Here is a 23,018-nt window from a genome sequence, read left to right on the forward strand (position 1 = left end):
TTCCATCAGGTCTTCGCCTTTTGATAAGTTTTTCCTCCTTCCGCATCCATTGAGGACGACTCAATAACGATCACAAATGGGGAATTTGAAGCTTTCTCCGTTGAGTAATGAATAAAAAATTCATTTTGATGGATTTCCTCAGGAGTAAAGACCTTACTCGGGTCCTTTAATTCATAAACCTTGTCCAGTTGAACTTTTCCGGGAGTTTTGACCCTCAAGGCACCATTGATCGGCATATTAAACACGACCATATAGATCTTTCCAGTCTCCCTGTCCTTGGTATAGTAACCCCAGTCTTGTTTTTCCCAGTCAAGATACCCACAAGCGTAAATTGCTTCTTGGTTAACATCCATCCAATCCCCAATTTCCTTGAACAGCTGTCTTTCTTCATTTCTGAATTCACCATACCTGTCAGGGCCAAAATTCAATACAAAATTTCCATTCAAGGACACTGACTTCACCAACATTTCCACCAATTCAAAACTGGTTTTAACATGGCCCTTCCAATCATAATGGTATCCCCATTGATTTTCGGGAACCGTCATTACACAGTCCCAATCATTCCCCTTAACATCCTCTATGGTCTTTGGTAATTTTCTTTCCCAACCTTGCTCATAATCTCCCATTAGATCGCCATTGCTATCAAAGTGCCTATTACCGTAATCATCAGGTCTGAACCTACTGCCTATGATAATCCCTGGAATCATCTCCCTCATTTCAGCTTCCAATTTATCTGCAAAACCTGCCTGTTCTTTCCAAGCAGCATCCCAGGTTCCATCAAACCATAGACCTTTGGTACTCGGGTACCTTTCCAATAATTCCAAAATTTGATTTCGTGTGAATGTCTTGAATTCTTCATAAGCCTCACGGTCTTCAGAAGTTTTCAACTCAGTTCTAAATCCTGGATGGTTCCAGTCCATCACCGAAAAATATAAGTAAACATCAATTCCCTCCGCTTCATAGGCTTCTACCATTGGACCTATTAAGTCTTTCTCATAAGGGGTACTGGCTATATCATAGTCTGTAAACTCACTTGGCCAAAGACAAAAGCCATCATGGTGTTTGGCGGTAATGATCATATATTTCGCCCCCATTGATTTTGCTTGCTTGGCCCACGCTTTAGGGTCAAAACGTTCGGGGTCAAACTGCTTATACAATTGATCATAATCCTCACCAGGCATCTCAGACCAAGAACGAATCCAAGAAGAAGCGCCTGGATAATCCTTCCCTTCCCATTTACCGGCCGTAATGGAATAAACTCCCCAATGGATAAACTGTCCCAAACCATAATCCCTCCACCTTTCCATCATTGGATCAGTTCTTTTCCCTAATCTATGGGCACCATGCTCCAATTCAATAGATGTCCTAGGGCTGTTCTCTGACGTTTGGGCCATTACTTTTCCTCCAACTAGCGCCAACATCAGTATTGCCCCTAGTGTAAAATTCCTTAATCTCATTATTATATTAATTTTTATTTTCCCCACATTTTCAGTCCAAGACCCATTCCATTTTATCAGAAATCACTTTACCAGCATCATCTTGTCCTTCCGCCATAATTAGGTTATTTCCTTTCTGGAGCATCACCTCAAACTTTTTGTGATGTTTGTTAACTCCTGACAACTCCTTCGTTATTTTCTGCCCATTGACTATCAGCTCCACGGAAGATAAATTGGTAAAAAGCTGTACCGTAGTATTTGCTTCAGTCCGCTTATTATCTCTGCTATTAGCCAAGTGGATCATCGGTTCAGGATTCCAGTTAGCTTTATACCAGTAAAAGCTATCTTTCTTTCTTTTTCGATCAAAAGTAACCAAGCCTTTAAGGTTTCTTGCATTCACCCCTCCACGATTCCACATAGGCACAGCAAACTCAAACATGTTCCATAAATAAGAAGCTGTAATATAAGGATGGTCCTCGATGATGGCCCACTGTTGAATATGGGTCTCGGTTTGATAATTTTCAGGAAAAAACTTCCCATTTACGGGATTCCTGCTCCCTGGCAATTTTTCGGCACCTTGGTCCATATTGCCATCTGCCCCATATTCTGCAAGCATGACAATATGTTCAGGATAGGCTTCTTCTAAACCTTCTACCCATTGCTCCAAATCATCAATCTTACCTTCATACCAGCCATAATAGCGGTTCATTCCTTGCACATCTGTGGACAAGTTAGCAGGACGCCACATTTCTCCATAACCGCTTACGGCTACGGTAGGTCGGTCAGGATCATTGGTTTTTGCGATATCATTGAGTTCTCTCGACAGCACCGCCACATACTCGTCTTCCGTTTTGGAGTACACCTCATTGTGTATTCCCCAAATATAGATGGAAGGATGGTTGGAATTCTGACGCACCAACTCTGTCATCTGTTGTTTGGCATTTGCTGCCTCCTCCGAGGTATAAGTATTGACAAAGGGAATTTCTGCCCAAATCAAAAAACCTAAACTGTCTGCAATGGAATACATATCCTCTGCCTGCTGATAGTGAGCCAAACGTATCGTAGTGGCTCCAATTTCTTTGATCAAAAGCATATCTTCTAAGTGCTGCGACCTACTGAGTGCATTGCCGTAACCCCATCGATCCTGGTGTCTGGTGACACCATGCATTGGATAAGCCTTTCCGTTTAAAAAGACTCCCTTTCCTGGCTTTATCTCAACTGATCTTATCCCTAAGAACTGAGTCACCGCATCAAGCACACGATCGCCATCCTCCAGTGATGTAGTAAGCGTATACAAGTACGGATCTTCAACTCCCTGCCAGAGATGTGGATTTTTAACAGTGAACTCCTGTTCTCCCACGGTCACACCTTGTGGGCGAATAGCCAAAGGCTCCTCAATGACCTTAATACTTTTCCCCTTAGCATCTTTCACCTCAATACGCAGCGACACACTCTTAGAAGCAATTTCCTTGTTTTCAAGTTTTGCTTTTACACTTATAGTTGCCTGTTTGTCAGAAATATCTTTTTGGCGGATAAATATTCCCGGTGAAGCATGATCGGTCACTTTAATATTTACCTTATTGGTGATGATAAGAGATACAGGTCTATAAATCCCTCCATATATGGGAAACAAAAAATGATTAACGGGCAAAACATCTTTTCTCGCCTCATTATTGGTCTTTACCAAGATGGTGTTTTTTTCACCATAGTTTACAGAATGGGTAATTTCAAAGGCAAATGCAGAATAGCTTCCCTTATGTTCTCCCAAAAAACGGCCATTGACGTAAACTTGAGCTACAGACCCTACTCCCTCGAAGCGGAGAAACAAACGTTTTTCCTTTAAAGAATCTGCCACTGTGAATTCTTTATGATAAAAACCGTCCCCAGTATAAAAGTCTTTCCCCAACTGCATATCCTCACTATTATACGTATGAGGAACGGTCACTTCCTTCCATTCTTCTAGCGAAAATGAAACACCCTTTTCATAATCTTTGGCTCCTTTCTTGAAGAGCCAACCCTGATTAAAATCAATTTCTTTTCGCCCTTGAGCAAGCGTGTCAATTGAAATACCAGCAACAAAGCTTAGGGCAACAAATGCCTTATAAATAAATACTGATTTAGCCATAGACGATCTGATGGCTCTCTTATAATAATTCATTTTAATTAATCAACAAGGAAAGACATTAGGCAAGGCATCACCTCACCTAATGTGATAATAGATTTTACTTATTGTTTTAAAACAACCATAGAAGAAATCTTATCATTAAACCCTGATAAGAAACTTATATTCCCAGGTCCTGCTTCATAAGTTGCTCCCGTAAAATTATCTCCGTCATACAACACTACCTCATATCCTAAGGGGACTTTGATAGAGCTGATATCATTACCAATACCTCCTAAGTCTTCCAAATCACTAGTGGTATAAGATCCCGGAGCCAAGGTAATCCCCCATCCGTTATAGCTGGAATGCTGGAAAACACCTACTCCCTCAGGAAGCGTGAATTCGCCATTTACATAGCTAAAAGAATACCCATGGGTTTTTATGGTTCCATTTTCCATCAAAAGCTTGATTTTCAACTCATATAACCAATCTCCAAAATCCTGAATTTCATCCATTGGTATATCTACCTGAAATGAATTTCCATTCTTTTCTGCTACCCAAGAAACTGAATTATAATCTCTATTAGATCCAGAACCTTCTCCATTTACATTAGGATCTACCCAGACAAGCACATCACTGACTGTCTTGTTACTGGTAAATGTACCAGAAAGCTCAATCACATTGTTTACAGGATCATAATGCAATACAGGACTCATAGTTGTACTTGCACTTCCATAAATATCGGCTACAGGAGTAACCTGAAAAATTTGATTCCTATTAAGAATAGCACAATCAGCCAATGGGATGAAAGTACCTGTTCTGCCCCAAGTATAATTTCCCGCACCCATTAATGAAGTACCAATTGTCTGCTGTTCTGAAACTTTGGCTTTATTGTGTGCAAGGTTAAGACCATGCCCCAGTTCATGCAACATACCAGCTATTAAATTAGAAGAAGTACTTGGTATTTGCTCTACACTAATATTGGGATTATCCACTGCAAAACAGTACTTGCCATATCCATAAAATGGCTGGCTACCTCCATCTGTTCTTTGAGGAAGAATAATCAATGTATGCTGACTGGTAAAGTCCTCTGGATAATTTGACCTGTAAGCATTGATCTCATTAATAATCGCACTTCCACTACCATAGCCATAAGTAGCCTGATCATGCTCACCATCAATCTTGATTAGCTTCACTAGATTAGCTGCCGAGTCATACGGCAAGCCAAATGTTTTGTTTCCAAAACCATTTCTATCCATTTCGTCTTTAACGAAATCTTGAAAATGGATTAATAAATCACTTAATCGCTCTTGATAATCTTCTACTTCTGGATTATCAGTAGGTACAAAATAAACAATATTGAGGTTCTCAGCATGGGTAACAGCACCCCTCCCCATTTTGGCTTCCACAAAATTTGTGGACTCAACCGGTATTTGTTCACAAGAAATTACCGCAACTGACGCAAAAATCATCAGTACTTTTCCAAAAATTACTTTTACTTGGTTTCGCATGGCTTAGTTATTAAATAGTTAGTTAAACATTAAAAAAGGCAATAAAGTATCAGGGAGGAGCCAAATGGCCCCTCCAAAATCTTTATTTACTCTAAAAATTTATTAGTTGAATTAATTTGACTCCCAACCCGGGTTTTGTTGAAGATTTGGATTCAACACCAAATCTTCGATCGGAATTGGGAAAAGATATTGTTTTCCTTCATCAAATTGTCTTCCTTCCGGAAGGGTCTGATAATAAGGCAAAATATATCCTTCCTCACTCAAAAACACATCTTTATCGACTACGACTGATGGGAATTGTTCCTGTACAAATTTGATTCCTTCAACTGGAATTTCAAGAAAACGTCCTGCTTTCCACCTCATCAAATCATCCCATCTAAAACTCTCATAGGCCAATTCCACCCTTCTTTCTCTTCTGATTTCTCTTAAAACAGGGTCAGGAACATAATTACAATAAGTGGCATAATTCCCATCCATGATTGGATCTTCTGAGATATTCCCCATTATCAAAGGAGGCATATCAACTCTTGCACGTATAAGATTAACTGTTTCATCCAATATACCCTGGTCAAGCTGTCCTAACTCATATTTCGCTTCGGCATAGTTCAATAGTACTTCAGCATACCTAAACACCATTGCAGCCTGCATTCCGTTAGTCACTCGATCCCAATCTGCGGGATCATTCAAAAACCATTTGGCCACCCGGTAACCTGTAGGACACTTATTACCATTAAGTCCTGGAATATTTGGTTTTGGTGCATTATTCGCTCCCTGAACTCCTGCTTGAAGGTTATAAGTACCAAAATCAGCAATAGTTTGTTTCAATCTTGGATCACGATTCATCATTTCTCGCTGTATAGAATCTTTACCCATAAATAATGGACTAACAGAAATAGGAAGGCCATCCTCACAAAGGTATTCATCTACCAGTGACCTTGTTGCCCCATGTCTATGACGCAAATTCTGTGCATAGTAACGACTAAAAGCCACCCCCATAGTCAAATCTTCTGAATATTCTTTCCAAAGGATTGCTTCAGGATTTCCATCATAACTGTAGGTTGCAAACAGATCATTATAATCATTCTCCGCATCTCCTGTTGAATAAAGGTTATAAGTACCTCCCATCAATTGTTCTGCGGCGTCGACGGCTTCTTCCAAAAATTTAGTCCCGTCCAATCCCAACTCAGCATGGTATTTTCTATAGGTTCCTTCATAAAGGCAAATCCTAGACTTTAAATGCAAAGCCACATCTTTATTCAAACGATCAGGCTTCTCAGCTCCCTTTTCAGGCAAGTAACTAATCGACTTATTCAAAATGTGCAGCACAGAATCCATCACTTCAGCTCTTGGAGTTCTTGGAGCCATCAATTCAGGGGAATTAGTTTGCACGACATGCGTCAACCATGGCACATCACCAAAGGTTTTCACCTTTTTGAAATAATCCCAAGCCTTGAAGAATAAGATCTCTCCAGCATAAATATTTCTAGCAGCAGGGTCAATATCCCCCCTTTGGTAGTTATCCAAGAAGTAATTCAACTCCCGCATATCACTCCAGTTCCATCCGCCACTTCCACTTCCACCACTGACATGATCATTATATTGATTTGCAGCTACTTTTGAGTAGGACTGTGGCGCCCCATTATCTGTAATCACATCACCATATGCAATAGCTTCATTATAACCATAAGGAGCTACCGAATTGGTTCCCCATCCAGCCCCAAAGCCTTTGATGTAAGTGGGATAAAAATTATTACAATATAATTCTAGATCCTGCTCTGTTCTCCAGAAATTTTCATCACTAATCTGGTCCAACGGGTAGCGTTCCATGAATTCATCATTACACCCCCAAAGGAGCCCTACAAAACATGTTATTACGATATATATTTTTTTCATGATTGAGACTTTTTTGGATTAAAATGTAACTTGAAGGCCTACAGCCATAGATCTAAGCATTGGATAATTACCACTTAGTACCTCAGGATCAAATGTATCTGGCACCTTCGTTCCTTCCCAAATATTATAGGCAGAAGTATATACCCTCACTTTGTCCAAATTGATTTGCTCCGTGAGGTAGGCAGGAATTGTATAACCCAAGGTTAAGTTTTTCAACCTGATATAAGAAGCATCCTGTAGGTATCTGGTTTGAACTTGTCTATTGGCGCCCGTACTTCTATAAGCAGGGAAATAAGCATCTGTTCTTTCTGGAGTCCAAGAGTTGTTATACACTTCATAAGTACCAGTTCCTCCTGCAATTCCGCCCCAGAAAAGATTATTTCCTATCCAAACATCCCTTTTGGCAACTCCTTGAAAAAACACATTTAGATCAAAACCTTTCCAAAATGCATTCATATTTAGCCCGAATCGATACCTTGGCGTACTGTTTCCAATGATTCTTCTATCACCAGAGTCATCTAATGTACTGGCTCCAGGTCCTATCTCACCATCAGCATTTAAATCCTTGTATTGAACATCCCCCGGAAACCACAAGCCTGAGTTGATCAATTCTTGGCTTGGAGCATTATCTATCTGTTCCTGAGTTTGAAATATCCCCTCAGTTTCATAACCCCAGATTTCCCCCATTGTCTGTCCTACATAAAGTCCACTTAGAAGATTATTTGGATTTCCATCAAATGAAACTATTTCACTTTGATAGTCACTCAAGTTTAGAGCAATATCGTATCTTATTCCATTATCTAGTTTATCTCTCCATTTGGTGGTCAATTCCCAACCTGTTGTCTTCATCTCACCAGAGTTTTTGGTAGGAGCCCCTGTACCCAATACTGCCGGGAACTTATCCCCAGCCACCAAAATATCGGAGGTAGACCTTTCATACCAATCAAATGAAACATCCAATTTATTGAACATGGATACGTCAAGACCAAAATCTATCGTAGTAGCAGTTTCCCAAGTCAAATCAGCATCTACTAAGCCTGGAGGAGTAACCCCTACAGGACGGTTATTATTGAAAATATAATTTACCTGTGCTATTGTCCCGTAAGAAGGCACATAGATATAATTGGCCACATTCTGGTTACCCAAGCTACCATAAGAAGCCCTCAGCTTCAACTCATTAACCAATGGTTTCAGACCCGAAGCCCAATCCTCCTCTGAAATTCTCCAAGCTCCAGACAAAGAAGGGAAAAACTTAAAGCGTCTATCGGCAGGAAAACGCGATGTCCCATCATATCGTCCATTAGACTCAATAAGGTACCTATTATCATAATTGTAGGTAAACCTGTAAAATGCTCCTCTAATCGCCCAGTGAGATTCACTGTCATAAGCATATTCATTACCCAAAGTTTGACTAATTACCGGAATAAAAGGAGTTAAGATTTGCTCTCCTCTTCCTCCTAGATAATCATATTCATACCATTCTTGGTTAAAACCTCCAAGTAAATAAAACTCGTGTTTATCCAGGTCCAGTGAATAGTCCGAGAATACATTTACTGTGTACTGATCAGAATGTTGGCTCCACCTTTGCACAGAGCTAGGATTGGTATGTACAGTAGTTGGAGCATCCCATCTATTATCAATTCGCTCCAGTTCAGGAATAAATTGTTTTCTTCTAAAATCATATGACTTAAAAGAGATATTGGCTTTCAAGTCCCAACCTTTAAGAAGGTGAATTGTAGGTGCTACAGCCATGAGAATATGCTGCTTATTTTCATCGTTTCTTGATCCATAATCCATAAAAGAAAGAATATTGTCCGTATACATGGCCCCCACGGGAGAGTCTTCAGGAGTCATGATTGGCATATTAACATTTCTTCCTGCTTCTTGGGACATGGCTGTCCACCATCCCCCTTTTCCAGCAGGACTTACAGGTTCAGAATAATTCGACTTACTATATGAGGTTCTAAAATCTATTGAAAACCAATCAGACACTTCTGAGCTTACATTTAACATCATATTGTATCGTTGGAATTTATCTGTATTTATTTTATATAGACCTTCTTGACCTTGATAACCTAAAGAGGCATAATAGGATGTTTTTTTCGTTCCACCTGAAAGATTCAGGTTATGCTTTTGCATAGGAGAAGAACTTCTCAATGCTTCTTCATAGGGCCTAGTATTACCTATCCATATAATATTCCCTCCATCATCCATAAAGTATGGATTCATATTTTCAGGATCATTCATATATGCTTCAATTCTATCTCTTTTCTCTAGCATATCCGTAGAAGGAGTTCGGTTTTGTAATTCAAGTGCTTTAATGGCTGCATCTTGAATAGTATAAGCATCCAATAAGTCAGGAACTGCAGATGGCCTGTTCCACTGAAATGAATTACTATATGTAACCTTAGTTCCCTCTGCACTAGCTCCCTTCTTGGTCGTTACCAACATCACACCATAGGCAGCCCTTGCCCCATAAATAGCTGCAGAAGCGGCATCTTTAAGAACAGAAACACTTTCAATATCCTCAGGATTTAGCTGGTTGATATCCATCTCCACACCATCTACAAGGATCAATGGACTTCCATTTTGAAAAACAAAATCACCATTAGAATTTTTACCAAATGAAGTACCTCCACGTACATTAAAAGATGGAACAGTATTAGGACTACCATTGGAAATACCCACGTTTAGATTGGCAATCGTACCCTGAAGTGCTTGTCCAATATTTGCTACGGGGCGGTTTTCTAGCATTTCTGAGGTAACTTGACTTACAGCTCCAGTCAAGTTAACCTTCTTCTGTGTACCATAGCCCACAACAACCACTTCTTCCAGTGCTTTGGTATCTTCTTCCAGCTTAACGTCAAATGTCTGCTGGTTCCCTACCGTAATTTCTACTGATTTGTAGCCAATGGAACTGATTACAATTACTGAATTTTCATCAGGTACATTGAAACTAAAATTCCCATCGACATCAGTTACAGTTCCTGTATTCCCTCCTTTCAACCTAACGGTGACGCCAGGAATCCCTTCAGGTTCAGTCTCGGAAGTCACCCTGCCAGATATGGTGATTTGTTTTATCTGAACAAAAACAGCCTTGTTTCTTCCGGATTTATTTACACTGATGGTCTCATTGACCTGCTTAAACTTCAATTTGGACTGCTTGGCGATCTCTTTCAAATGATCTGCTACAGTCGTTTTTCTTTCTTTAAGGGTGATCTTCATGTTGGTATCCATCCCTTTATCAACCATAAAGAAATGGAAAGGAGTTTTTTGCTCTATTTCCTTCAATATATCATTTAGGGACACGTTGGATTTTTGGAGCTCCACTACTACCTCATCTATACTTTTCACCTGTGCTTTTACTGACTCAGCAGCAACAGAAGACATAGCAAGAATCATGATCAAGCACCCGTACAAAGCGTACTTAGTTGACATGATTATTAATCGTAAGTATTTATTCATAATTTTACCATTAGTTGAAACATTGGGTTAGACATATCATAGCAAACCGAGCATCGCCAAATTCTCAGATCTGCTATTGATTAATTCGATGTTTGCCTGGGGGATATCACTAGTATCCTCCAGGCTCATTTCCGTAAAACACTCTATTTCATAAGCTTTCGTTATTAATTTTGAGTAATAATCACTTGATTTCCTTTTATCTCATATTCAAACTCAACGGAGTAGCTTAACACTCTCAGTACATTTGCCAGTGATTCACCTTCCATGAATTCACCTGAACATTTTTCATCAGCAACTTTGCCCTTAAAATGTATCTCCACTCCGTACCAGCGCTCTAATCTTTTTATTATTTTCTTGAGTGAAGTATTCTTAAATACCAATACCCCTCTTACCCATTGGGTGCTCATGGAAACATCTGCTGAATACTTTTCCAATACCTCGCCTCCTGCCTTCAAACTAGCAGCCTCACCTGGAAGCAGTGTCAATGTTTGGTTTGTTCTGGCATCACTTACCTTTACCTTTCCTGTCGCCAAAGTCACTTCCACAGAATTATCTCCTTCAAAAGCCCTGATATTAAAGGATGTTCCCAATGCTACAGTGGTCAATCGATCACTTACTACAGAAAAAGGATGTAAACTATCTTTCTTAACCTCAAAAAATGCCTCTCCAGTAAGATGAATTGTTCTATTATTGACAAAGCTTTTGGGATAGCTGACCGTGCTTTCTGCATTCAAGTATACTATGGAGCCATCAGGTAAATGTATCCTTGTCTTAATTCCAGATGGATTCTTTCTTGTAACCAATTCCAAAGAGGACTCCACTTGTTTGGAAACAGGTTCCTCAGTCCATTTAATTAAAAGAAATGACAATGAGAATATAATCACCAAGCTGGCAGCTACCTTAAGCCAAGCAGATCTTTGACCATTCCTTTTTGGAATACGGTTACTCACGCTGTCTTTTCCGGAAAGATACAAAGCTCCCCCACCTTTGGCCCTTTTTGTCCTTCCTAGGAGCTTTTCCATATCAAACTCTGCATACTCCTTCTCCTTTGTGCCGCTAAACCATTCTTCATCTATGAGAGCAGAAAACTCCTCTTCCCCCTCCTCCGAAATCAACCAATTCAAAAAATCTTTGGCTTCTTCATGAGAAAGCTTCCCTTCAATAAAATCGTCAAGTTGTTTTTTCCTATCCATTCACTTTGTGTTACTATTATTATATAGACACAAGAGAACTGAAAGACCCACTCGGGGTCAAATATTTTCAATAAAAAACAGATTACTAACTGAAAACCAGCATAATAAAAATCATTACAGAGATAATTTTGGAATCAGCTAATTTCTCCTTTAGAGACTTGCTTGCTCTAAAAATCTGGTTCTTAACAGTTTTTCTTGAAACATGAAGCTTCTCGGCAATTTCATCGATGCTCAAATGTTCAAAATTCTTCATCATAAAAACCTGCTTTTGTTTGGGCGGCAAACTTTCCATCGCTCTAGAAGAAAGGTCCATCATATCTGAAAAAATCACATAATCCTCCGTAGTCGTATCCGTTTCATTTAAAAACGGAAATACATATTCCTTATAAGAGGATAGCTTTGCCTTTCGTTGTACTTGCCGGATCACAATGGACCTCACTATTGCAATCAAATAGGCATTGAATGAAAGTTCAGCATCCAAGCGTTCACGGTTATTCCAAACTTTAATAAAAACTTCCTGGACGACTCCCTCAGCATCCTCATGACCCAAACGCATTTTCCTGGAGATATGATAGATCTTTTTTGAATATTTCCTAAACAAATGATCAAAAGCCTCTTCAGAACCTGAGATAAGCGCAATGACTTTTTCCTTGTCAATATTTCTCTCAGTTTTAAACATTCAAGTTAGTGGTGCTGTGCTTTAGTTAAAGATTTAATAATTTCATAAAATTAAAACAATATTAAAAATAACAAAATCGAAACAAAACAAAAATTTTATTGTTTCATTACACACTATTAACAAAACAAGCCAATACAAAGAAACCTATAAACCAATTTCCATTATTTAGCATCATCATTCCTTGCCTATACTTATAAGGTTTTTCAATGTCCTGTGATAAAGTTTTCCATTGGCAAAAGAAGGGGTATTGACAGACCATGTACCTCCTTTGGGGCCAAGGTCATTTACTGCAATCAAAGCTGATTCATCAAACTTCTCTGCATTAGCATCTATCACATAACAAACTCCTGCCATAGTGGTGAAAAATACTTTTCCGTTAACACAAATAGGATTCCCGTTGAAATTCCAATGCCAACCATCTCTCTGGGACCTTTTGTCATGAGCCACATCAAGCCCTTTATTATTTATGGTAGCAGCCTTCGCCTCCTCATTCCATACATACTCTTTGACATTATCATGGTATTCTACCTGCACAGGCACCTGAAGATATGCTGCCTTGCCTGTATTTATATCAACCCTGGCAAGGGCATATTCAGGGCCAATATTATTTCTGTATGGCCCCTTTTTAAAACACATAAAGAACAACTTATCCCCTACAAGGATATTGCTATACCAAGCAGGGAAAACGACTGGGGTAAGTTCCTCGCTTATATCAATATTTTCCAGCACTTGATAACCGGCCTTATCTTCATCCCAAATTCGTACATCTGCATTTTTGGTTAAGGACACCTTCTTTTTCAATATCCCTGTCTTTGCGTCCAGCACATGTACTTCATTTTCTTTCTCCGTGTACCATATTGCATAATCTTGGTTCCAAGTAGCATTATAAAGTGCCATCCCCTTTTCTGCTTGATGTCGCCATATACTTTTTCCATTTTCAAGATTCACCAGTGAATACCCTATTGGTTGCTCTGGGACACCATGATGTCCTCCTCTCCCAATCATCAGAGCGGGGAGTCCATTTGCTGTCTTTCCCATATAAGGGGTATTATAATGCGTCAAACCATCCTCTGAAATCCATACCACTTCCCCTGTGAGTTTATCTATCCCATATATATAATTCCACCCATATTCTCGCTCACCATCTTCCCCCCAATAAGGCTCCATATTAAAAACTAGCCCTTCATAAATCAATGGTTCAAACTGCTTATTGAATGGAAAATGCACCCCATCTAATTCTTCTACTGGTTCCCACCTTCTTTCCCATTTTAAATTCCCTTCAAAATCAAAACAAGAGAGATTACCGCTCGCATTATAAAACCAAACATATTCTCCATCAGTTACTGGACTAGGAGTGGAACTATCGCTAAAACCGTACATATATTCAGAAAGGCTGCTTCCTTCCATTTCCCTACTCCAAAGCATCTCCCCGTTTTCGGCATCTAGACATAATGCCAACACATCACTTCCCATCAAATCCTGTTTATTCACCACTTTTTCAACTGGCTTCATGACGGTCAAAAAAATCCTATCCTCCCAAACTGTAATCCCACTTTGCCCCCCTTCTGGAAGCGCTGAGGTCCATTTAATATTTTCACCTGTACGAACACTGAAGCTTGTTGGCACTGGTGCAGTAGTTGTCAATTGCCAGTTTCCATTGGGACCAGCAGGCTGTGGCCAATACTGTTGAAAGTTATTTTTATCTCCCTCACACCCGCTCAACCAACCTAGCACAAGTACCAAAAACAAACTATAATATTTCATACCACAACAATTTTAAAATTCACTCCTATCGTTAAAATAATCCAACTTATAAATGAACTAAACCCCTACTTAAAACCTACACAATATTTTACCTTTTAACACAAAAAAATTAGCAATTAGTCAGCTTACACCTTATCTCCTCCGCTAAAATCACTAGATTTATTAATCAATAATTCAATATATTTACCGTTCGGATTATTGAAAAAATTAATTTAACAAGCTTAAGTTTCAATAAATAAAACAAAAACTCACTGTAACACCCCATATGCATAGATTATGATTTCACTAATACAATCAAGCTTCACGAACAGAATTATGGTCATCTTAGGAGGATTAATTGGTCTTCTATTAGGTGCCTGCCAACCTTCTACTACTGAAGAAAAAAAAACAGTACCTGAAAAATCCAAACCCAACGTTTTGGTTATCTTCGCTGATGATCAAGGCACCTTTGACATCAATGCTTTTGGTTCAAAGGATCTAGCAACCCCAAACCTGGACAGAATTGCGAATGAAGGTGTACGTTTCACCCAATTCTATGCAGCGGCTCCGGTTTGTTCTCCTTCAAGAGCCAGCCTTCTGACAGGGAAGTTCAACTTCCACGCCAGGCTCTTTGGCAATGTGGCCCCTCCACATGCCGATCCGGAATTTAAATCTGGGCTGCCTACAGAAGAGATCACCATGGCTGAAGTTTTCAAAGCCAATGATTATTCTACCGCGTTAATTGGAAAATGGCACTTGGGACACAGTCCTGAGAAACTTCCAAACGGTCAGGGTTTTGATTATTTCTTTGGTCACCAAAGGGGCTGCATAGATAACTTCTCCCACTTTTTCTATTGGGATGGACCCAATATGCATGATTTATATAGAAACGAAAAAGAAGTTTATCACCAAGGCGATTTCTTTGGTGACTTAATGGTGGATGAAGTAAAAAAATTCACTTCACCTGAAAAAGAAAACCCTTTCTTTATCTATTGGGCCATCAATATGCCGCATTATCCATATCAAGGTAGAAAAAAATGGTTGGACCATTATAAGGATACTCCTAGTCCTAGAAAAGAATATGCTGCCTTCATTAGTACATTTGATGAAATGATAGGTGAAGTTTTGGATCACTTAGAGGCCACTGGACAGTTGGACAATACCATTATTGTCTACCAATCTGACCATGGACACAGCACAGAAGAAAGAGCCTTCTTTGGCGGTGGTAATAATGGTCCTTTTCATGGTGCTAAATTCTGTATGCTAGAAGGAGGTATCAGGGTACCGGCCATGATCCGTTATCCAAAGGCTGTTCCTGCAAACGAGCTTAGAAACCAAATGGCCAACAGCATTGACTGGCTGCCTACCTTGGCCGAGCTCACCAATACTGAAATCCCAAATAAGGATGAGATAGACGGCAAAAGTTTAATGCCAATTATCAAGGACAAAAATGCCCCTTCCCAACATGAAGTGCTACACTGGGCCACTGGCAATCCTGAAAGCACCACCAATTCATGGGCTGTGAGAAAGGGAGATTGGAAGCTTCATGGAAACCCTTGGGACTCGGAAAAAGAACTGGAGTTTGGTGAGGATGATAAATTGTATTTGGTCAATATGGCTACAGATTCAACCGAAACCACTAACCTGGCCAAGCAACACCCAGACAAGGTTCAGGAATTACTTAAAATACATAATGATTGGAATCAGGAAATGATCGAATTGAAGAATAAATAAACCTCTTCCAACAATTCATTCAGACCCTCTATATCTCGGTATAGAGGGTTTTAATTTTATAGTTACCGAAAATCTCATTAAAGTATGAAACATCTCAATCTGCTCGTCATTTTACTTCTGATGACTTCTTTCCGAACTTTTGGAGCAAATACAGATACCTTGGAAATCATCAGCCATGATAAAATCACCGTGGTTACTGACCCCTCCAAAGGAGAAAAAAACTATACCAACTGGGCTGTTTTCCCGGAAAAAGATGAGGCCATACGCAAGATTATCATGAAGGTCAAGTTTGCCTGTCCTGATAATATGCGATGTGCAGACTGGGATTACCTGGATCATATAACCATCAAAAGAATTGGTGGAGAGAACGGTGAAATGAAGGATTATGAGATTGGCAGAATGCTGACTCCTTATGGGGGTGCTTTTGGAAAAGACTGGGAATTTGACTGGCAGGTAGATGTCACTGATTTTAGCCTTTTGCTAAGGGACAGTGTTGAGATTGAATATAAGCATACAGGATACGAACCTAATAATGACAGAGGCTGGAAAGTCACCCTAGCCTTTGACATCATCAAAGGCCAACCGGTAAGAGAACCTGTCTCTATCACCAAGGTTTACCAAGGAGCTTATAAATACGGTGACAAAGAAAATCCAATAGAAGAGGCTTTGAAGCCTGTAAGCATAAAAAAAGCCAGTGATGCTGCAATGGCCAGGATGCGCATTATCCAAACTGGCCATGGTATGGACCGACCAGATGGATGCGGGGAGTTTTGTAATAAATTCAGGGATTTCCTTCTAGATGGAAAACTAGTTGCCAGCAGACAAATCTGGAAAGCATGTGGCAGCAATCCCCTTTACCCACAAGCGGGGACCTGGATTTTTGACCGAGCAAACTGGTGTCCAGGGAATTTGATCCAACCTGATATTTATGAATTTAAACTGGAAAATCCGGAACACACCGTTCAGCTGGCCATGGAAGATTATCAATCACCCAAACCAAGTGCCCAAGAGTTGATTTCGGCTTATGTGATCCAATACCAATCACCAAAAGAAAAAAATGATGTGGCTATTGAGGACATCATCATTCCATCAAACAAAGCCATCCACAGCAGAATTAATCCAGCAGGCTTTGGTCCTACCATTGTGATTAAAAACAACGGACAATCTACTCTTAACAGTTTGGAAATTGCCCATGGACAAGCCGGCAATAAAGGCAATAAGTTTAATTGGAAAGGAGAACTTTTACCTGGCCAGACGGATACCGTACAAATGCCGGGGCTAATTCCACAAGAAGGTAAATTGAACTACCAGTTTTCTCTCAATAAACCTAATGGAAAAAAGGATGGCTATTCTGCAGACAATTTCCTTAGTGCTAATTATGACAAAGTACCCGTTCATAGCAATGATTTGATATTCTACCTCCAGACCAATAAAACTCCCGAGGACAACAATTTCAAAATTCTTGACCATACGGGAAAGATTATTGCGGAAAGAACTGCAGAAAGCCTTGTTGCGGATACCACTTATAAAGACAGTATTCACTTAGCCGCTGGCCAGTACCAATTATTATTGGAAGATAAAGCTGGAGACGGTCTGGAATTCTGGTATAAAACAAGAGCAGGTCGTGGAAAAGCAGCACTACTAAATGCAGAAGGGAAAATCATAAAGAGTTTTGATTCGGATTTCGGAAATGGGATTACCTATAATTTTGCAGTTGGTCCAAATCCAGAACCTATCGATCCACTACAGATTTCATTGGGAGTATTCCCTACCCGCGCCAAGGATTTCACCACATTCGACTTTCTTTCCAACAATCCTGAAGAAGTTATTATTAAGTTGGTCAAAGACCCTGGAGGTTTGGTAGTAGAGGAGCACACCTATAGGGATTTTAAGGAAGGCAAAATTACATTCGATTTAAGTAATTATTCCCAAAGCAGGTATTTCTTCCAAGTTTATGTTCAAGGAGAATTGATCTATAATAAGCGCCTTCGGGTAAGTGAATAATTTTTCGATTCCCCATGTACCAATCCCTGAAGTTTGACATAGCTTCAGGGATTTTTATTTTAAGGAAACCAAAAACCTAAAAGAAACAAAACGAAAGTTTTAAGTTTTGATCAACCGTTATAATACAGTAACTTGCACGGAAAACCTCAAATATAATTATGGCAAAAAATATACTTCTACTTATTATTTCCACTTGCATATTTTTCTCATGCAAGGACGATTCTCAATACAAAACAGCATTGCAGGACAACCAAGCATTGGTAGATGCTAACCGAAATATCACAGCGGTGATGGTCCATGATATATTTTCGCCACCAGTATCCAGTAGGATTTATGCCTATTCTTCAATAGCAGCCTATGAGGTAACAGCACTAGCAGACCCTAACTATAAAAGTCTAATGGGCCAGCTAAATAGTTTTGAAGAAAAAACATTCAATGTTCCTGAAGAATGCCATTATCCTTTGGCCTCCTTGACAGCCTATTATAATGTGGCTAAAGCCTTGGTTTTTTCCGAGGAGCAAATTGACAGCTATACAGCCGAATTAATTGAAAAGGCCAATGCCTTGGGCATACCAGAATCTGTTCAGGAGAATTCGATTAAACTAGGAAAAGAAATGGCACAGTATGTTCTTTCCTATGCCTCTGGAGACAATTATGGACCTACTCGTTCCTATTCCAAGTACACGGTTACTTCAGAAGCTGAAACCTGGAAACCTACTCCTCCAGCATATATTGAAGGAATTGAACCACACTGGAATCAAATAAGGCCTTTCACCTTGGACTCTGCCAGTCAGTTTAAACCTGCACCTCCCACTGCATTCGACACTAAAGAAGGCAGTGGCTTTTTCAGTGATGCCAAAGCCGTGATGGACGCAGGAATTAACCTTACAAAAGAGCAAAAAGACATCGCCATGTTCTGGGATTGCAATCCATACAAAATGAACATTAAAGGCCATGTAATGTTCGCAGACAAGAAGATCACTCCTGGTGGACACTGGATGGGAATTGCCGGCATTGCTGCTAAAACAAAGAATTTGAATTGGAAGGAAACTACAGAAGTAATGGCCCTTACTTCTATCTCCCTTTTTGATGCTTTTATTTCTTGCTGGGATGAAAAGTACAGGAGTATCCTGATCAGACCTGAAACCTATATCAATCAATATATGGACAAGGATTGGACGCCTTTGCTTCAAACTCCTCCTTTTCCTGAATACACCAGCGGCCACAGTGTGGCTTCTAAGTCAGCTGCCATTGCCTTAACCCATTTATTGGGCAATGAAGTACATATCGTTGACTCAACAGAAGTAACTTATGGATTGCCTGTGAGAGAATTCAACTCTTTCAATCAAGCAGCTTCTGAAGCCGCCATCAGTCGTTTTTATGGAGGGATTCATTATATCCCTGCCATTGAAAACGGGGTTGACCAAGGAGAAAATGTTGGCAAACATGTTTTGTCCAGAGTAAAGACAAAGAATCAATCCTAAGGGATTGATGAATATAAAAAATCAGGCTGTCCCATAAGTTTCCGTCATCGCGAATCCGATGAATATCGGAAGAAGCAATCTCCTCTTACGTATAATTAATATACTTCGAGATCACTTCGTTTTACGCGTGATGACGGATTTCTTAATGTGAGACAGCCTTTTTTATGCTACAAACCTTATGAATTTAATATAGACCAAACTCAGCCAAATGAGTAAAGAAAACATCCTCGCCACTCTCATTATCATGTCCCTCCGTCACCGTAACTTTTATATACCTAAAAGTCTGAGCAGCTGAAAAATCAACAACATCTCTTGTTGAATCTCCAATATTAAATTCACCTAAATCTTCCCAAGAGTCTCCATCACTACTGATTTCCACTTCAACGGTCTTCACTCGCCCATTATATTTATCCAAACGCTGGCTAAAGACCATTCCTTCAGCAGTTTCTTCCTTACCTAGGTCAATGGTAAAATGATGTGGATAAGGGGGATTGCCCTGATACCACACAGAATGCCAAAAAGTAGCCTCGTCCCCATCTTTAAGGTTGTCCACCGCACCTTTATTGGTACCACCGCCTACAAGCTCTTCTGAGGACACATCTATCACATTCCAAGCAGATTTCGGTAGCTCCATGATCTCTTTTAGTTCGACATCGATATTTGGCCTTCCATTTTCAAATTCATAGCCATACTTAAGTACAGTAAAGTTTCCATTTTCGTGACAAAATCTCACTCTCATTTCAAAAGGGTATTGGTAAAACTCCTGATCTATCCCTTCCAAGGGCATACTAAAGGAAATGCTGTCCCCATTTATGATATTTCTGCTTCCCCAAGTCACAGCATTATAATCCGCATCATTTTCATTGGTTTTAGGATCATTATAGACGATCGCTCCATTCACTGCAATATCTGATTCAAACCTCCCGTTCACATAGAGATACTCATTATCAGCATTTATACGAATAGACTTAAGGCTAAAACCGAGATTGCCTTGATAGTGCTCACTACCATTGTCCTTGCTCATAACTTGGTTGTTGGCCAGAATCAGGGCATCGGCAAAGGTCAAGTGTACCCCATTAGGTTTTTTATTGATCTCATGATTTCCCCATGCCATCATGGAGATAAAATCATCTGTAGCCTTGTGCTTATTGTGGGGTAAATTAAGCCCATGCCCTAGTTCATGAATGGTTCCACCTATCCAGTGCTCATCAGATTGTCTGGAACCATCCTGCCAGTATTTCATATCAAAATTCTTATAATCAAGGGCATAGCACCATTTCCCCAGGCCATAAAAAGGCACTCCGCCAGCATCCCAACCATTTTCACCAGTACGGCTAGGCATAAAGACCAGGGTATGTGCACTAGCCTCCTCTTCTGGATGAGCATTAAAATACTCCCTGATTTCCTGACCTGCTTTTCCACCCCCACCGGAATAAGGATAATCGTCCTGTCCTCCCTTGCCTCTTATAACGATCACCTTAACATAGGAAGGATCATTTTCACTTTTCAGCAGGCCAAAGGTTGTTTCAGGAAACCCATAAGAGGCCATTTCCTTTTTGTACCAATCCTCCATATAAAGCATCACTCCTGATAATCGCTGATGATAATTCTCCAGTGGTTCAATATCTGAAGGCACAAAATACACTACATTTAAATTATAGTTATAATCTGAAACATAGTTGCCCAAATCAACCGGCTCTTCCTCTTCCTCCTCTTCAATAGGTTCAGGATCTGGCTCCATATCTTCTGTGGAACAGGCATTGAATAACAGGCCCAACAAAATGACCCAATAAACAAATATTCTTTTCATTGTTAATATGATTTAATATGAATAAAAACTAAAAAAATGCTTTGTACTAGTATAGGCCCAGCTCAGCCACATGAACGAAGAAATCATCTTCAGTCCCATCATGATGCCCCTCTGTAATGGTTAATTTGATATACCTGAAATTGGCCATTTCATCAAAATCAACAGCTCCTCCATCTAAAGGGATACTTAAAGCCCCCAATGAAGTCCAGTTATTATTATCTGAACTTACAGAAACACTTATTTTCTTCGGTCTGCCATTCTGCTTAGATCGATTCTGAATGATCAGCCCCTTGGCATTAACACTTTCACCCAAGTCTAAACTAAGGAAGTGAGGGTAATCCGGTTGAGCTCCTGCCCATTGGCTGTGCCAAAAGGTTGCTGGGTTCTCATCAATGGCATCTTCAGCCCGACCATTTTCCGCTCCTTCACCAGAAGTCTCTTCGGATGAAAAATCAATCACAGACCATGCTGACTTTTCCATTGGAATCACTTGATTGGCAATAGCTTCATCCACACGATTATCTAATAAAGAAAGGTCAGCATCAGGTGCATTTGCCTGAATATCCCCCACACTTGTTTTCTGCTCCTCAGCATGAGTGTAACCTCCAGAACTCATATAGAACAGATTGCTATTCCCTTGAGCCAAGCCTCCTGCATAATCATCCCTACCTTCTGGAACCCCATCTGTATGGGTCATCCTGGCCCTATTGAAATTAATCCAGTCTCCATTCACTTCTTTGCCCCACATATTATAATAATGGGCCATTCTCACTTCTTGGCCATTTCGGTTGCCAAAATTTTCCAAAAAGGAATAAAAACCATCAAAATACCTTTGCTCTTTGGGAGCCCTCCAAGTGGCCATATATTTCCAACCTTCAGCTTCTACATCCTTGAACCAAGCAGACAACAATACCGTATTGTCATCATTTTTCCTTACGTTCATAATGAACTTGACAGGGACTGCTGTCTCCCAAGGATACTTCCAAAATGACTGCCCTCCAGTTCCCTCATTGCCAAAACCTCCTGCATAGACTTCTTCCCCTTTATCTACCAAAGTAACCAGGTCTTCTGGATTTACATCTTCTCTATCATCAGGAACATCTGAGCTATCCCAAACGGAAAAGAGCACCCTTCTTTCCGTGGCACTATTTACTTGAATCCCAAAATATCCCCTGTAAAAACCGATGCACATATAAAAGGTATACATAGGGTCTTGGCCTTCTGGAACATTGATTTCTCCATACAACCAATCATATTCCCGCGAAATCTGGTCACTAGGCTGGTAGCTCAAATGCACGGATGGAGAAGAAAGCCACTTCGCATATCTGGCTGAACCCTTTTCACTCTTAAATAGAAAGCTCTCTACTTCTGCTACCTCATCCCCAGTGGCAGTCACCGGATCAAGCTCAAACCGATAAAAACCTTTTTGGGTGACCTTTATGGTATCAAAAAACGCCTCCTGAAAGTCCCCCGTTCCCCTTACCGTTTTTCTAGATTCTTCCTTAAAATCAGCATCATTTGGGGAAGTGATTTTTAATTTAAAATCCGTTGCTTTTCCATCTGAAACTTTCAAAGAAAGCCCGGAAATATATTCGCCTGGTGTCAGCTCATAATACCCAACCAAACTATGATCGGTGGACTTCCAGTCAGATACCACATCCTCCTCAGCATCGGGATTGTACCTCATTGCTGGGTTATCAGCCTCCCAAGGCTCCATATAGGACTTGTTGGCTGGAACAATCAAGGTGTGATAACTTTTCTCTTTCTCGACATCTGAAGATACTGGCTCTACCTGCGCAGTGGAACAGGATGAAACTGCCAGTCCAATGGCCATAAAGGACAAAAAGTGGTTAAAATTCATTTGTATTTAGGTTTATATTAGTGAAAATTTAATTCAAAAAAACATCATTTACTGGTTTGAAATAGGCAATACTTTTCACTTAATCCCAAAATTCCACCTTTGAG

The 23,018-nt window shown here is 40.0% G+C and carries 13 protein-coding genes; 3 read left to right on the forward strand and 10 right to left on the reverse strand.

What is annotated here, in order from left to right:
- Positions 1 to 5 precede the first annotated feature (5 nt).
- The 8 genes from KMW37_RS03130 to KMW37_RS03165 form a co-directional block, all read right to left on the reverse strand.
- Complete coding sequence (locus tag KMW37_RS03130) at positions 6 to 1,457, reverse strand: alpha-L-fucosidase (protein WP_215223124.1); 1,452 nt, start codon at positions 1,455 to 1,457, stop codon at positions 6 to 8.
- Positions 1,458 to 1,488: 31 nt separating this feature from the next.
- Complete coding sequence (locus KMW37_RS03135) at positions 1,489 to 3,594, reverse strand: glycoside hydrolase family 2 protein (RefSeq protein WP_215223125.1); 2,106 nt, start codon at positions 3,592 to 3,594, stop codon at positions 1,489 to 1,491.
- Positions 3,595 to 3,662: 68 nt separating this feature from the next.
- Positions 3,663 to 5,048, reverse strand: a complete 1,386-nt coding sequence (locus tag KMW37_RS03140) for a hypothetical protein (protein ID WP_215223126.1) — start codon at positions 5,046 to 5,048, stop codon at positions 3,663 to 3,665.
- A gap of 111 nt (positions 5,049 to 5,159) precedes the next feature.
- A complete protein-coding gene (locus tag KMW37_RS03145) occupies positions 5,160 to 6,941 on the reverse strand; it encodes a RagB/SusD family nutrient uptake outer membrane protein (protein ID WP_215223127.1) in 1,782 nt (593 codons plus the stop codon).
- A gap of 18 nt (positions 6,942 to 6,959) precedes the next feature.
- Positions 6,960 to 10,379 carry a SusC/RagA family TonB-linked outer membrane protein gene (locus KMW37_RS03150; RefSeq protein WP_246581306.1) on the reverse strand — a complete coding sequence of 1,140 codons (3,420 nt, stop codon included), beginning with the start codon at positions 10,377 to 10,379 and terminating at the stop codon, positions 6,960 to 6,962.
- Positions 10,380 to 10,570: 191 nt separating this feature from the next.
- Entirely contained in the window at positions 10,571 to 11,599 is a 1,029-nt protein-coding gene (locus KMW37_RS03155; protein WP_215223129.1) for a FecR family protein, read from the reverse strand.
- Between the two features lie 85 nt (positions 11,600 to 11,684).
- A complete protein-coding gene (locus KMW37_RS03160) occupies positions 11,685 to 12,278 on the reverse strand; it encodes an RNA polymerase sigma factor (protein ID WP_215223130.1) in 594 nt (197 codons plus the stop codon).
- Positions 12,279 to 12,452: 174 nt separating this feature from the next.
- Positions 12,453 to 14,042: an outer membrane protein assembly factor BamB family protein gene (locus KMW37_RS03165; protein WP_215223131.1), complete on the reverse strand. Its 1,590-nt coding sequence runs from the start codon at positions 14,040 to 14,042 to the stop codon at positions 12,453 to 12,455.
- Positions 14,043 to 14,318: 276 nt separating this feature from the next.
- On the opposite strand from KMW37_RS03165, the gene KMW37_RS03170 reads away from it, so the two are divergent.
- The 3 genes from KMW37_RS03170 to KMW37_RS03180 all read left to right on the forward strand — a co-directional run bounded on the left by KMW37_RS03170 (position 14,319) and on the right by KMW37_RS03180 (position 19,243).
- Positions 14,319 to 15,755, forward strand: a complete 1,437-nt coding sequence (locus KMW37_RS03170) for a sulfatase-like hydrolase/transferase (protein ID WP_246581307.1) — start codon at positions 14,319 to 14,321, stop codon at positions 15,753 to 15,755.
- A gap of 84 nt (positions 15,756 to 15,839) precedes the next feature.
- Positions 15,840 to 17,759: a peptide-N-glycosidase F-related protein gene (locus KMW37_RS03175; protein ID WP_215223132.1), complete on the forward strand. Its 1,920-nt coding sequence runs from the start codon at positions 15,840 to 15,842 to the stop codon at positions 17,757 to 17,759.
- A gap of 158 nt (positions 17,760 to 17,917) precedes the next feature.
- The gene (locus tag KMW37_RS03180) at positions 17,918 to 19,243 is read left to right on the forward strand and encodes a vanadium-dependent haloperoxidase (RefSeq protein ID WP_215223133.1); all 1,326 of its coding nucleotides are present in this window, start codon (positions 17,918 to 17,920) and stop codon (positions 19,241 to 19,243) included.
- Between the two features lie 184 nt (positions 19,244 to 19,427).
- On the opposite strand, the gene KMW37_RS03185 is transcribed toward KMW37_RS03180, so the two are convergent.
- Both KMW37_RS03185 and KMW37_RS03190 read right to left on the reverse strand, forming a co-directional pair.
- Entirely contained in the window at positions 19,428 to 21,053 is a 1,626-nt protein-coding gene (locus tag KMW37_RS03185; protein WP_215223134.1) for a discoidin domain-containing protein, read from the reverse strand.
- Positions 21,054 to 21,099: 46 nt separating this feature from the next.
- A complete protein-coding gene (locus KMW37_RS03190) occupies positions 21,100 to 22,914 on the reverse strand; it encodes a DUF3472 domain-containing protein (protein WP_215223135.1) in 1,815 nt (604 codons plus the stop codon).
- Positions 22,915 to 23,018 lie beyond the last annotated feature (104 nt).

The organism is Echinicola shivajiensis (genome assembly GCF_018642165.1).
Classification (GTDB): Bacteria; Bacteroidota; Bacteroidia; order Cytophagales; family Cyclobacteriaceae; genus Echinicola; species Echinicola shivajiensis.

What these genes read in the sequence shown, in the direction of transcription:
- KMW37_RS03130 (WP_215223124.1), bottom strand. Translation starts at nt 1,457, where the DNA reads ATGAGATTAAGGAATTTTACACTAGGGGCAATACTGATGTTGGCGCTA.
- KMW37_RS03135 (WP_215223125.1), bottom strand. Translation starts at nt 3,594, where the DNA reads ATGAATTATTATAAGAGAGCCATCAGATCGTCTATGGCTAAATCAGTA.
- KMW37_RS03140 (WP_215223126.1), bottom strand. Translation starts at nt 5,048, where the DNA reads ATGCGAAACCAAGTAAAAGTAATTTTTGGAAAAGTACTGATGATTTTT.
- KMW37_RS03145 (WP_215223127.1), bottom strand. Translation starts at nt 6,941, where the DNA reads ATGAAAAAAATATATATCGTAATAACATGTTTTGTAGGGCTCCTTTGG.
- KMW37_RS03150 (WP_246581306.1), bottom strand. Translation starts at nt 10,379, where the DNA reads ATGTCAACTAAGTACGCTTTGTACGGGTGCTTGATCATGATTCTTGCT.
- KMW37_RS03155 (WP_215223129.1), bottom strand. Translation starts at nt 11,599, where the DNA reads ATGGATAGGAAAAAACAACTTGACGATTTTATTGAAGGGAAGCTTTCT.
- KMW37_RS03160 (WP_215223130.1), bottom strand. Translation starts at nt 12,278, where the DNA reads ATGTTTAAAACTGAGAGAAATATTGACAAGGAAAAAGTCATTGCGCTT.
- KMW37_RS03165 (WP_215223131.1), bottom strand. Translation starts at nt 14,042, where the DNA reads ATGAAATATTATAGTTTGTTTTTGGTACTTGTGCTAGGTTGGTTGAGC.
- KMW37_RS03170 (WP_246581307.1), top strand. Translation starts at nt 14,319, where the DNA reads ATGATTTCACTAATACAATCAAGCTTCACGAACAGAATTATGGTCATC.
- KMW37_RS03175 (WP_215223132.1), top strand. Translation starts at nt 15,840, where the DNA reads ATGAAACATCTCAATCTGCTCGTCATTTTACTTCTGATGACTTCTTTC.
- KMW37_RS03180 (WP_215223133.1), top strand. Translation starts at nt 17,918, where the DNA reads ATGGCAAAAAATATACTTCTACTTATTATTTCCACTTGCATATTTTTC.
- KMW37_RS03185 (WP_215223134.1), bottom strand. Translation starts at nt 21,053, where the DNA reads ATGAAAAGAATATTTGTTTATTGGGTCATTTTGTTGGGCCTGTTATTC.
- KMW37_RS03190 (WP_215223135.1), bottom strand. Translation starts at nt 22,914, where the DNA reads ATGAATTTTAACCACTTTTTGTCCTTTATGGCCATTGGACTGGCAGTT.